The following is a 12,387-nucleotide window of genomic DNA, read 5'->3' as shown; positions in this document are numbered from 1 at the left end:
ATCTATGTTTTGGATACTCAATTTTATATGTAGTTATATCGTGTCCATGTTCTTTGGCGTGCTGTTTGATGGGCCGAAACGCCTCTATTTTGCGTCCGGCTTCGTAGGGGCATGCGGATGGATGGTCTATATCATTCTCTACAATGGTTTAGGCTTCCACAGTATTTACGCGAGTTTCTTTGGCAGTCTCACACTTGGTGCTATCAGTCACGTGATGGCACGGACTAAAAAAGAACCCGTCATTCTATTTATGATTCCTGGTATCATTCCACTCGTCCCTGGAGGCCTCGCTTTTGATGCGACGAAAAACTTAGTCCTATTAGAATTCGGTGAAGCCATCAACACGATGTTAGAAGTAGCACTCGTTGCGGGTGCCATTGCTCTTGGTCTATTATTTGCCGACCAACTCGCAAAATTATATATTCTCAGCATGAACCGACGTCGCAAACACGCACGATAACCAGCTGTTTTAAAAATATAACCATGAAATAGCTACCCATATGAACGGAATCATATGGGTAGCTTTTAATATGTTTATCATTTTATTTATCGTTAGACTGATTTGCTTTGTCATCGTGAATCATTGCTTCTGTTTCTTGTTCACTACGGTTTAAAATTAAGCGACTGAGTTGATCCTCATCGATAGCTTTAATTTTCGTATAGCGGAAACCGAAGATGATGAGTCCAAGTAGTAACCATCCACCGAGCGCGATGTAAGACGGTAACGATAGACCGGCTGGTGAGAATGGTATGAGTAATAAGAGTAAAAAGATAAATGATACGATTGCGCCTAAGATACCAAACGTTTTATAAACGGGACTGTACGTCGCACTTGCTTTGTCATAACTAAACAATTTCATCGCTGCTAGACAAGTGACGAAGTATGCGATTGAAACCCCTGTAGATGACATATCGACAATCCATGTAAGTGCTGTACGTCCTAACCAAGGTGCAATCAATGTGAGCGATACTAAGAAAATGATCGCTACATATGGTGTTTTATATTTTGGATGTGTTTTACTAAAGACTTTCGGTACAATGCCTGAACGACCCATTGAGAAGAGAAGTCGACTTGAACTCATGATGAAGCCATTCAGTCCAGTAAAGATACCCATGATGATCGCGATGGACAGAATTCCGAGACCGATAAAGCCAAATGCTTCTTTTGTCACAGAACCCGTTAACCAGAGTTGACCATTCACGTTGGTATTAGATGAGCTTAACCATCCTGTATAAAGCAACATGACTACATAAGTGAGTGCTGCTGCTAACAGACTGTATACGATGAGTTTGAACGTTTTCTTAGGTGAGAAATTAAATTCCTCAGCAGTTTGTGGAATATTATCAAACCCAACATATGCCCATGGTGCGATCGCAAGGATCATGATGATAGAGACAAACCAACCTTTTTTCTCATTTTTGAGTGGTTCTAAGTTCTCTAATGAAAAATTATTGCCGAAAAACGAGCTAAGGAATAATAGCGCTACGGTCACAATTAATGCGATACAGAAGTAATACTGTAAGGCACCAGACACATTGGTCCCTCTAATACCTATGTACATAAATATTAATAATAATACGGAAGCAATGACGATTTCAGTAATGTAGACGTCCCATCCTGCTATGGTATACAACTTACCTACTTCAATGACGTCTGGCATTAAGAACTTAATCAACAAGCTAAACGCGGTTGCATTTAACGCTGCGACACAAATATAACCAAATGTTAAAAACCAAGAAGAAAAGAAGCTCACATATCGTCCAAATCCAAGATAACTAAATGCGAATGCCCCACCAGAAACTGGGAAACGTTCGATGAGTGCACCATAACTGACACCGATGATAATCATTAATAAGGCGCCTAGTGTAATCCCGATAATGGATGCGATGGGTCCTGATTGTGCGATCCAGTCACCCGGCTGAATAAATGAACCCCAACCGATACAAGAGCCGTAAGCTATCGCCCATACAAACTTTTCGGACAGATTCGCTTGCAGATCTCCCCTATCTATTGTTTCCTTATTTTTAGCCATAAAATAAATTCACCTCGTGAGTATTGTAATACCCAGAAGGTGAATGTTTTAATCTATTTATAATTTAAAAGATGCAATCACTAATAATAACCAGCCTAAAATAAAACAAATGCCTCCGATAGGCGTAATAGCGCCGAGTACGCGAACTTGTGTCAGTGCTAAGACGTAAAGTGAACCACTGAAGAAAACAATGCCTAAGAACATGAGCCATCCTGCCCAGTTCACGTTAATGGAAGTCACACCACTAATAATACCAATCAAGATCAAGCCAAGGCCGTGATACATTTGATAGGTTGTGGCTTTTTCCCAAACTGACATATATTTTTCAGAGAGCTTACCTTCTAATCCATGTGCACCAAATGCACCTGTACCGACAGACATTAACGCATTCAATGCACCTAATATAATAAAGACTTTCATCATATTGCTTCCCTTCTTTCACCTACATTAAAAATCGAAAATTGAATCGCCGTTACCAATCTCATCATCTGTGATCATTTGATTTGAAGGTAAACTGCTCGTATGATCCGCGCTTTGTTTCATCGAAGCAGGCACCTCACCGCCCATCGCTTTGATTTCTGCTGCAGTCACTTGATTTTTAGCAGAAGATTGAGAAGTAGATGAGGCTTGGCTTTGAGTTGAAAACGTCGATGATTTTTGAGTATTTGACAGCGTATCTTCGTGAGTTGCAGCACCTTCTGTATATAGCGATGTTAACGCATGAATCGCATACATGTGCTTTTCAAAATCAACAGATGATGTTGCTTCATCAGCTTGGACGAGTTCTTGTTCAATCAATTGAATCATTTTATCTTTATTCATCGTGTGGATTCACTCCTTCACACCAGTTGATGGGAGAAATCCCATTCGCAGTTAAATAATCATTGGCTTGTGAATATGGCTTAGAGCCGAAGAAACCTCGATTTGCCGATAATGGACTTGGATGTGGTGACTTAATAATATAGTGTTTAGATGTATCGATCAATTTCATTTTTTGTTGCGCTGGTTTTCCCCATAAAATGAAGACCACGTGCTCCAATTCTCTAGAAACTGTGGCGATGATTTCATCCGTAAATGTTTCCCAACCAATGCCACGGTGTGAATGGGCTTCACCTTGGCGTACGGTCAATACTGTATTCAGTAATAACACACCTTCTCTAGCCCAGTCTTGTAAATGTGGTGACTGTCTTTTACATCCCAGATCATCTTCTAACTCTTTATACATATTACGTAAAGATGGCGGGAATTTCGCATTCGGTTGCACCGAGAATGCTAAACCATGGGCTTGATTAGGACCGTGATACGGATCCTGTCCTAAGATGACGACTTTGATGTCATTAAAAGGTGTTAAATCAAAGGCTTGATATATATTTTTTCGTTCAGGATAAACGATTTGTGTCGTATATTCTTTTTCTAAAAAATCATGCATTTCCTGGAAATCATGCTTCGTTGTTATATCATGAAAAACGTCCGACCATTCCATGTTTCTTCACCTCATTTCATATCTTAACATAACCATCGTGCGCAGAGATACGTTTGTTATTGCGACATCTTTTTGAATTCAACATCTCTATATTGACCGAATTTATATTTTAAACTGAAAGACTCAGACTTGCGCTATTTGACTTGATAAAAGCGCTTTATACGGTGATAGGCACGACTTTTTGAACTGTTGCTAAACGTGGTATGATATAAGCAATAAAGATTTTAAGGAGTGAACTGATTTATGGCACTTAAAAAGATTTTAACCATTGCCGGTTCTGATACAAGTGCAGGTGCAGGTATGCAAGCTGACTTAAAAACATTCCAAGAATTAGACAGTTACGGTATGGTGGCGTTAACTTCAATCGTCACTATGGATACTGAAACATGGTCACACGATGTGACACCGATTCCGTTCGACGTATTTGAAAAACAACTTAAAACTGCGATTTCTATCGGTCCAGATGCTGTGAAAACAGGTATGCTTGGTACTGAAGAAATGATCCAACGTGCAGGTGAAGCATTCACTGAATCAGGTGCCGATTATTTCGTTGTAGATCCTGTCATGGTATGTAAAGGTGAAGATGAAGTGCTCAACCCAGGTAATACAGACGCGATGATCAAATATTTATTACCTAAAACAACAATTGTAACACCTAACTTATTTGAAGCTGGTCAACTTTCAGGTCTAGGTACACTTAAATCTATCGATGACATGAAACGTGCAGCAGAAATCATTCATGATCAAGGTGCGCAACACGTCATTATTAAAGGCGGTAAAGCGTTAGATCAAGAACAATCTTATGATTTATATTACGATGGTGAAACATTCACCCAATTAACAACTGATATGTTCCAACAAAGCTATAATCACGGTGCAGGTTGTACCTTTGCAGCTGCAACAACAGCTTATTTAGCAAATGGTAAATCTCCAAAAGATGCCGTTATCGCTGCGAAAGCATTTGTTGCTTCAGCGATTAAAAACGGTTGGAAAATGAATGAATTCGTTGGACCTGTGGATCACGGTGCACATAACCGTATCGAACACATCGATGTGACTACAGAAGAAGTTTAATCATTCATGAAATGAACGATCTTAGCGGTTGATGAGTACGCTCATCAACCGTTTTTTACGTAGAAAAAGAGGGCTCAAAACCATCTACAACGATAGTCCTAGAGAAAGTTGATACCATAGACTCATGTCAATCATATGGAAAGGATGTAAGATATGTAGTGTAGAGAGAAGCAATAAACATCCTACAGCAAGATCGATGATATGAATTTGAGCTTGTTATAGATTGCGTGATTGTATCGACTTTCAGTAATCTTTCACACATCTTTATGATGTGTGAGCTACACCATTCTCTCTACCTGAAAGGATACGATGACGCTAAAATCAATCACATTCATCTTCATTGAGCATGAATCTGCTTATCAACATTGGTAAAATCCCGATGTGTAAGCACTCCAGATTTTGAATAAGACAGTATATTACTCCTGAAAATATGTCGTCTTAGACATCAGCTGTTCGATGGTATAACCTGTCCCTTTATATCATTGAACAGTACGTCACTAGTAAAACCGATAAACCTAACATACACGATGATGAGCCAAAGACTGTCCCCTTTGTTTGCTTGGAGAGCAACTCGAAGCACTGCGCATCATCGTGTTGTCCCATTATTACAAACCCCTTATAAAACCTAGAGCGAATGGCGATACTTCGTATCGTCATTCGCTTTTTTTATGACAATCTTCGAATTACTAATTTGATCTGATCGTCTTGATTTCTTAATTTTAATGTAGCATCTTGAATCACATCGTACTCCAACTCATCATTAAAATAAATGGGCTGAGTATAGTGGTGCCAAGTGAGTCCACACTGTGTCATCACGCGTTGTACCACGTACTGTCCAGGGACTACGGTACCATGTAACGGGTTCAAATCCTCCACTAATGCTAAGTATTTTTCAACCTCTGTTTTTGTTATTTTCATCACTCACCCACACTTTCGACAAATGTTTGTGTGATGGTTAACACCTCCTTTAGTTCGTCTGTTATATGTAACTGAAATGTATATTTCCGAAAAGAACGAATGCGTCGTACTTCAATACATTGTAAAGTCGCTAAGCAATCCTTATTGGTATGTAGTGATTCACATTGCTGTAGTTCAGTACTTTTCAACGTAATCGTTTGACCTACAAACGATTGAAATAACTGAAATTTCGGCCATAACTTAGCACAACAAAGTGGTGGCACATTCGTTTCACTGTATTCCAGTTGCAACATCGCACAGTATTGTTTAACAAAATCGACATCAAAAGACACATGTATCTTCTCAACGCCATCGTTTAAATAATACGGCATCACCCATTCCACCTCCGATTCCCATCGTTGCGATTGAATACTCAGATTCATCCATATAAAACAACCGTGTGACTATGGCTGCACCACTTGCACCATAGGGGTGACCTGTTGCAAGCGCACCACCCCAACGATTTAATTGTTCATCAGTTATTCCTAATTGTTGCTGACAAGCTAATACTTTAGAAGCAAATTCTTCATTTAGTTCTACACAATGGATGTCAGCGATATCCAGTGATTGTCTTTCCAATATTGTTTTTACAGCAGGTATAGGTCCTATGCCTAAAGTTTCAGGTGATACGCCTGTCGTCACACTATCCATAAATTGTAGACCTTGCGTATAGCCCAGACGTATTGCGGTTTCTTTTTCCATAACTAAAAGCAGTACAGCTCCGTCATTTTTCATACAGCTATTACCTGCTGTCACAGTTCCACCCGAAATAAGTGGCTTTAAGCGACTTAAAAACCGTTCATTCACTTGAGATTTCACGCTCTCATCTCGAAAAAAGCTTTGCCCTTTTACTGTTAATGATAAGATTTCCTGGGAAATAGATGTTACGGCATTACGCTGAGTTCTTTCATAACTTTGCAGTGTATATTGATCTTGCATAGCTCGGCTAATATTAAATTGTTGTGCTACATTTTCAGCCGCTTCAATCATCGAAGGATCTTGGCCCTCTGGCGCAAATGACGCACGGTCATAAAATTGCGGTAACTGCGTCTCATACACATATTGTGGTCGTTTAATCTTCCATGGTGCACGACTACTGCTTTCAACACCGCCTGCGAGATATATCTTTCCTGCACCTGCTTGAATCATGCGACATGCGTATTGGATGGCTGCTAAACCAGAGCCACATTGTTGATCAAGCGTTATACCAGGAATACGCTCGTTTAGACCTGCTTCTAACAATGCCTTTCGCGCAATATTCCCGCCATTACCGATTACGTTACCTAGCACGACTTCATCTATATCTTGCATAACATTGGAATCAAGGTCACTATAATACTGAAATAATGGTTTCATTAACTGCTCTGGCTCCAGGTGTCGAAGTGTGCCGCCATACTTCCCAAAAGCAGTCCGTTTAGCCGCAACAATCACAGGTTCATTCATAGATTAATCTCCCTTCCTCATATGCACGTTTCATCTGACCTCTCGCAATCTTACCACTCGGTGTATAGCGCATCTGGTTGACCCTTTTCCATTTTGAAGGAACTTGATAACGCGAAAGACGCGACGCTAAATAAGTACGCATTTCAGCATACGATACTGTCTCTTTTCCTGTATAAAGCGCAACGGCAACTTCTCCAAAACGAGGGTGTGTTTCACTGATGACAAGTACTTCTTCAATCGCTGGGTATTGAGAAATCACGCGTTCAATTTCTACCGGATACACGTTTTTACCGCCAATAATCATCGTGTCGTTTGCCCTGCCATGTAAGTATAAATAAACGTCTGTATCAAGCGACGCGTAATCACCGATTTCAATCCAGTCGTTTGGACGTTTTTCCTCACCTACATAACCACTAAATGTCATATTGCTTTTGACGAAGAGGCTCCCAATACCTTGGTCATCTTTGTTTGCTAATTGAATTGCCACATTTGGAAAGCAACGACCTACAGAGTCTGCAGGTGCTTCATTATCGCGGTTATAACTGATGAAACTGGCTTCAGAGGACCCGAAAAATTCTATCAATTGAGCTGCTGGAAATGCTTCAGTAAGTTTACGTCTTAACTGCTCAGACAATTTATCTCCTGAGCTTAAAACTGATTTGAGATATTTTGTTGATTGAGGACATTGATAAACACAGTCATGCAACATCGTAGGTACTGCAAATAATGCTGCGCTTTGTTTTGATTCATTCATCATATGTATCAAGGCTTGTGGTTCAAAATGTGCTTGGCCTAAAAACGTACGTCCAGTATACAATGCATAAATACAGGCATACAGCGATAAAGAATGCGCCAACGGACCTGGGGCAACAATCATCGTGATTTCTTGGTTAAACAATTGTTCATTTTGTTCATAAGACCGAATCCACGCCATTTCACTTCGATAATAACCTTTAGGCAAACCTGTAGTGCCAGAGGTAAAACCGACATGAAGCAAATCCTCTGATATCAATTTTAAGGGTGAGGTTGTAGGTGTGTAACTGTGAATGTCGTGCGTAGCATCAATATAGAAAGGAATGCCGTCATACCGCAATAACTCGTTAATCTACGAAGACGGCCATGAGGGATCAAACACGCATGGAATACATTCCTTTTCCCGCAAAGCAAGGTAATACAATAGGGTCTCCATCGGTTGTTGAAAACCAACTGCGACGAATTGGTGCTTTGGAATCTGTGATAATCTATCGCAATAGGCGTCAATATATTGCGCTAACTCGCTATACGTTAAGCTATGTTTATCAAATTGTAATGCGATTTGATTCGGTTGTAATTCAGCAAATCTGCGCAAGCGTTTCATCAATGCCATCTCTTCACCCACTCGAAAATGTAAACTTATTTGAATTCATAGTAACATTTATTATTCTTGAGTGGTATATTTTAAATTTGTAACTACGCTATAACTCTATATTTAGCCTTTCAATGAGTCATTTCGTTTTTTTATGCTTATCCTGTTTATTTTTGTCTTTATCCTTTCCGTTAATAAAATAAAGGCATACGAGTATTAACAATGAAAGGATATTATGTATGGCTAAAAATGTATCAGAAATACCACTACGTCCGAGGATGATGGAATCTAAAAGTAATATAATGATAATGATAGCCGACCACATGGTTGTCTTGCTCATAATTTAGCTCTCCTTTCTTATATATTTTGATTTTTTTCTAAGAATGAAGTCCTAAAAATAAAGCAACTATCCCTGATTGAAATAGTTGCAACATTTAATATTATAATTAACTTAATTCGCTTTATACAGTTTCAAATCTTTCATGACAAGTTGAATCATATCCTCTTGTGTCATTTCATCATCTACTATTCTTTCGTTTTCTAAACCGATAGTATCATGAGGTGTAAACCAAGAACGCATTTCTTTTTCTCCAAAATCTGTGTTTTCTTTTGTTTCATGTCTTCTCAAAGTTTCCTCAAAACTTAAATCATAGTAATAAGCAAAAACCTTATCCGCTTGTTTCAAAGTATTTCTTAGCATCTCACCGTACTTATTTTCAGATAAAATACCTTCGAGAATGACAAAATCACAGTGCCTCATCCCATAATCCAGTATTTGTGCTATTAATCCAATCGCCAAATTATTAGGCAGATCTTTGACTTTAAGCATTTCTCTTCTTACGACATCTTGAGATATGTATAAAGAGACGGGAGCTAGAAGATGATGTATTTCCTTCGCAACCGTTGTTTTTCCACTACCTGAATTACCCCTAATCAAAATGACAACGCTCATTCTATTCACTCCTCATCGTATGTTTGTGTTTTATTAAAATATCCTTTTATAGTCACTTCAAACATGATAGAGGCGGAACAGATGACACCACTCTCCTATTTTTCTCCATAACAAAACCTCCACCTATCATAACGGAAGACGTCATGATAAGCGGAGGAAAGAAACAATCAATTCAATTTGAGTGTGTGTTTATTATTCTAGATTAGCATGGTTGTTTTGCATAGCTGTTTCATCGATATCTAATAATTTCATGAGATCAATGACCATGCTATCTAAGAAGATTTGTGCAGATTGTTCAAATAAACTACCTAATGGTTGATCTGAACCTTCTGCATCGTGTTTTGTACCTGCAGGTAATTCAATCGCACTGTCTGCATATTCCCCGATAGCTGAATCAGGTTTTGTTGTTAATAATGCAACTTCAGCGTTCAGTTTTTTCGCTTTTTCAGCTAATAAACGTAAGTGTTCAGTTGAGCCTGAACCTGAAATGACGATGAATAAATCGCCTTCTGCAATAGAAGGTGTTGTGGATTCACCGATGACATGTGCTGATTTACCAAGTTGGTTTAATCGCATCGCAAAGCCGTTCGCAACAAATCCTGAACGACCTTTACCAGCTACAAAAATGTTTTTCGCATTTTCAACCTTAGCTAAAAATGCATGTGCTGCTTCATCTGAAACTTGGGAAAGTGTGTTATCAAGTTCATCTAAGATTAAACGATAATTCGCTTGTTCTGCCATCTTATTTACCTTCGACTGCAGCTTTACATTGTTTAGCAGCTTCTACTGGATCATCAGCGTTTGCGATACCGCCACCAACAATAACTAGATCAGGGTTTTCAGCAGCTACTTCTTCGATTGTATCTGGTTTAATACCACCAGCTACTGCTACTTTAGAATTTTTGATTACTGATTTAACTGTTTTCAAGCTATCTAATGGAGAAACACCTTGTGCTTGTAAGTCATAACCAGTGTGTACTGCGATGTAGTCAGCACCCATTTCGTCTAATTCTTTAGCACGAGTTTCTAAGTCTTGAACAGCGATCATATCTACTAATAATTCTTTACCGTTTTTATGTGCTTCTTCAACGGCAGCTTTGATTGAAGCATCTTCAGCAACACCAAGGATTGTAACAACATCTGCACCAAATTTAACGGCTTGGCTTACTTCGTAATCAGCTGCGTCCATGATTTTAAGGTCAGCTAAAACTTTTACGCCATCAATGTTGTCGTTTAAGTGTTGAACTGCTGGTAAACCTTCATTGATTACGATTGGAGTACCAATTTCAACAATATCTACATAATCTTTCACTTTATTTGCTAATTCTGCTGCTTCTTCTTTATTTAATAAATCAATAGCTAATTGTAATTCCAAAATATATCTTCCCTTCGTTTCGAATTTTCGTTATAAATCATCTTATCAAAAGCCACTTAAGCTTAATACAAATCAGCTTAAGCACGTAACAATAAATTTTTACCCTTCTCAAATAGATTTAAACACGAAGGACCTGTTGACTCAGTTTCTAAAATAAGGCATTTTATTGTGGTGCTGCATCGTCATCAACGTAAATTTCAACATTAGGATGCGCATTTAATATCGTTGCTGGCACCGCCGTGTCTACTTTACCATCTAAAAGTTGTGTGATAGCTTCACGTTTCCGTTCTCCAAATGCGAGTAAGATGATGCGTTTCGCTTTTAAAATCGTAGAAATTCCCATAGAGATGGCTTGTCTTGGAACTTCTGATTCATTATCAAAATAATAGCTGTTCGCTTTAATTGTACTTTCAGTTAAATCAACCACATGTGTTTGACTATGCATGTCTGTACCTGGCTCATTAAATCCGATATGACCATTTTCTCCGATACCTAATAACTGAATATCTATCGGCCCTTGTTGTTGAATGCGTTGTTCATAATCAATCACTTCTTGATCTAAATCAGTTGCTTTACCATCAGGGATGTGCAGTTTGGATTGATCAAAATGTGGATACTGACTAAATAAATGATGCTGCATATAATAGTGATAACTTTCTTTATGTTCGGCAGATAAACCGATATATTCATCTAAATTAAATGTTTCTATATTAGAAACGTCTAAGTCATTTTTTACAAGTAAATTAACTAATTCACTATACACTTGTTCCATCGTACCGCCTGTAGCTAGGCCTAGTTTAGCAGATGGTTGCACAAGCATCTCTTTATATAATTCACAAGCAACATAGAAAGAGGCACGTGCTGCTGTACCTAAATTTGTAATCTTCATCATGATCTCCTCCTTAAGGCTACACTGTGCTGGCCTCATTCATTCTTTACGCTAGAAACAATTTTATCTTAACACATGTGATAAGTGCTCCCTAATGTCTACATGCTCTACTATAATCCGCAATATTTAATTTTTGTTAACAAGCACATGAAGTCTTCGTTAAATTCTATTTCACTTGTCTTCCAACGCGACTCAACCCGAAGCGTTATTCATCTATCATGGTTACTGGTATAATTTAAATAAACACTGAGCTGTTCCTTTATTTGGGAAGTGAGTATAATAAAATTCACTTTTTTATTATTCACTTCATAACGTAGGTAAATCTTTTATAATTTATCTCTATATTGAGCATAGATATACATTTTTTGTGACGTTTTTAGTAAAATAAAGGAATAGTTATTTTTATTAACAACCCTATAAACATGAATTGGGAAGCTGAAATATTTCATTTTAAAATATGATGTATGATATTCACCTCATGATGCATCAAAACGTATGTACTTCTCTCTCGTTGTATTTTTTAAAACGATTATTCATATGACTTCAAGCTTAGATAATTACTTATTTTAATTAAATAAACAGAAACGAATTTAATATTTTCTTGAATGCAACATGAATTAAGCATCAAAATATGGTATATTAATATTTTAGTGAAAACGCTTAACCCAATTCACAATGAATCAACGTAACGTTACAGCAAGGCACAAATATGTGCGTAATCTAATATAAGATCATGAAACGTTTGTTTAACCGCAGCATGGCTGTACTTACGCAATTCGTACATGTAAGGTAAATGAGGTTATCTCAAATGTTCATTTACTGGAAGTAGATGCACA

General features: G+C 38.1%; 15 protein-coding genes. 2 read left to right on the top strand and 13 right to left on the bottom strand.

Annotation, left to right across the window (positions count from 1 at the left end; all coding sequences use genetic code 11):
• Positions 1-4: 4 nt before the first annotated feature.
• Positions 5-460: a threonine/serine exporter family protein gene (locus APS80_RS06120; RefSeq protein ID WP_059107397.1), complete on the top strand. Its 456-nt coding sequence runs from the start codon at positions 5-7 to the stop codon at positions 458-460.
• An 82-nt stretch (positions 461-542) separates the two neighbouring features.
• Here the strand turns inward: APS80_RS06120 and APS80_RS06115 are convergent, their stop codons facing one another.
• From APS80_RS06115 to APS80_RS06100, 4 genes are read right to left on the bottom strand one after another with little or no spacing between them, the layout of a single operon-like run.
• Positions 543-2,033, bottom strand: coding sequence for an APC family permease (locus tag APS80_RS06115; protein ID WP_059107396.1), 1,491 nt, complete (start codon positions 2,031-2,033; stop codon positions 543-545).
• Positions 2,034-2,090: 57 nt separating this feature from the next.
• The gene (locus tag APS80_RS06110) at positions 2,091-2,453 is read right to left on the bottom strand and encodes a DUF423 domain-containing protein (RefSeq protein WP_059107621.1); all 363 of its coding nucleotides are present in this window, start codon (positions 2,451-2,453) and stop codon (positions 2,091-2,093) included.
• A 27-nt stretch (positions 2,454-2,480) separates the two neighbouring features.
• Positions 2,481-2,855 (bottom strand): DUF5327 family protein, encoded by a 375-nt coding sequence (locus APS80_RS06105; protein WP_059107395.1) that lies wholly within the window; start codon positions 2,853-2,855, stop codon positions 2,481-2,483.
• Positions 2,848-3,516: a uracil-DNA glycosylase gene (locus APS80_RS06100; protein WP_059107394.1), complete on the bottom strand. Its 669-nt coding sequence runs from the start codon at positions 3,514-3,516 to the stop codon at positions 2,848-2,850. The genes APS80_RS06105 and APS80_RS06100 overlap by 8 nt, the downstream gene beginning before the upstream one ends.
• Before the next feature lie 243 nt (positions 3,517-3,759).
• On the opposite strand from APS80_RS06100, the gene thiD reads away from it, so the two are divergent.
• Positions 3,760-4,590 carry a bifunctional hydroxymethylpyrimidine kinase/phosphomethylpyrimidine kinase gene (gene thiD / locus APS80_RS06095; protein ID WP_059107393.1) on the top strand — a complete coding sequence of 277 codons (831 nt, stop codon included), beginning with the start codon at positions 3,760-3,762 and terminating at the stop codon, positions 4,588-4,590.
• 666 nt (positions 4,591-5,256) lie between these two features.
• Here thiD and APS80_RS06090 read toward each other — a convergent pair.
• The 9 genes from APS80_RS06090 to nagB all read right to left on the bottom strand — a co-directional run bounded on the left by APS80_RS06090 (position 5,257) and on the right by nagB (position 11,551).
• Entirely contained in the window at positions 5,257-5,508 is a 252-nt protein-coding gene (locus APS80_RS06090) for a hypothetical protein (RefSeq protein ID WP_059107392.1), read from the bottom strand.
• Positions 5,508-5,879 (bottom strand): hypothetical protein, encoded by a 372-nt coding sequence (locus APS80_RS06085; RefSeq protein ID WP_059107391.1) that lies wholly within the window; start codon positions 5,877-5,879, stop codon positions 5,508-5,510. Before APS80_RS06085 ends, APS80_RS06090 begins: the two co-directional genes overlap by 1 nt.
• Complete coding sequence (locus APS80_RS06080; RefSeq protein WP_059107390.1) at positions 5,851-6,990, bottom strand: acetyl-CoA C-acyltransferase; 1,140 nt, start codon at positions 6,988-6,990, stop codon at positions 5,851-5,853. Before APS80_RS06080 ends, APS80_RS06085 begins: the two co-directional genes overlap by 29 nt.
• Positions 6,983-8,083: an AMP-binding protein gene (locus tag APS80_RS06075; protein ID WP_248843158.1), complete on the bottom strand. Its 1,101-nt coding sequence runs from the start codon at positions 8,081-8,083 to the stop codon at positions 6,983-6,985. The genes APS80_RS06080 and APS80_RS06075 overlap by 8 nt, the downstream gene beginning before the upstream one ends.
• Before the next feature lie 391 nt (positions 8,084-8,474).
• Complete coding sequence (locus tag APS80_RS06070; protein ID WP_059107389.1) at positions 8,475-8,675, bottom strand: hypothetical protein; 201 nt, start codon at positions 8,673-8,675, stop codon at positions 8,475-8,477.
• Positions 8,676-8,786: 111 nt separating this feature from the next.
• Positions 8,787-9,287 (bottom strand): AAA family ATPase, encoded by a 501-nt coding sequence (locus tag APS80_RS06065; RefSeq protein ID WP_059107388.1) that lies wholly within the window; start codon positions 9,285-9,287, stop codon positions 8,787-8,789.
• 192 nt (positions 9,288-9,479) lie between these two features.
• Entirely contained in the window at positions 9,480-10,028 is a 549-nt protein-coding gene (gene hxlB, locus APS80_RS06060; RefSeq protein WP_059107387.1) for a 6-phospho-3-hexuloisomerase, read from the bottom strand.
• Position 10,029: 1 nt separating this feature from the next.
• Positions 10,030-10,662, bottom strand: a complete 633-nt coding sequence (hxlA, locus tag APS80_RS06055) for a 3-hexulose-6-phosphate synthase (RefSeq protein WP_059107386.1) — start codon at positions 10,660-10,662, stop codon at positions 10,030-10,032.
• Between the two features lie 163 nt (positions 10,663-10,825).
• Positions 10,826-11,551, bottom strand: coding sequence for a glucosamine-6-phosphate deaminase (nagB, locus tag APS80_RS06050; protein ID WP_059107385.1), 726 nt, complete (start codon positions 11,549-11,551; stop codon positions 10,826-10,828).
• Positions 11,552-12,387 lie beyond the last annotated feature (836 nt).

The sequence above is a fragment of the Staphylococcus auricularis genome (genome assembly GCF_001500315.1).
Lineage (GTDB): Bacteria > Bacillota > Bacilli > Staphylococcales > Staphylococcaceae > Staphylococcus > Staphylococcus auricularis.
Note: the sequence above shows the minus strand (reverse complement) of the source record. Positions and strands in the feature narration are given on the sequence as shown.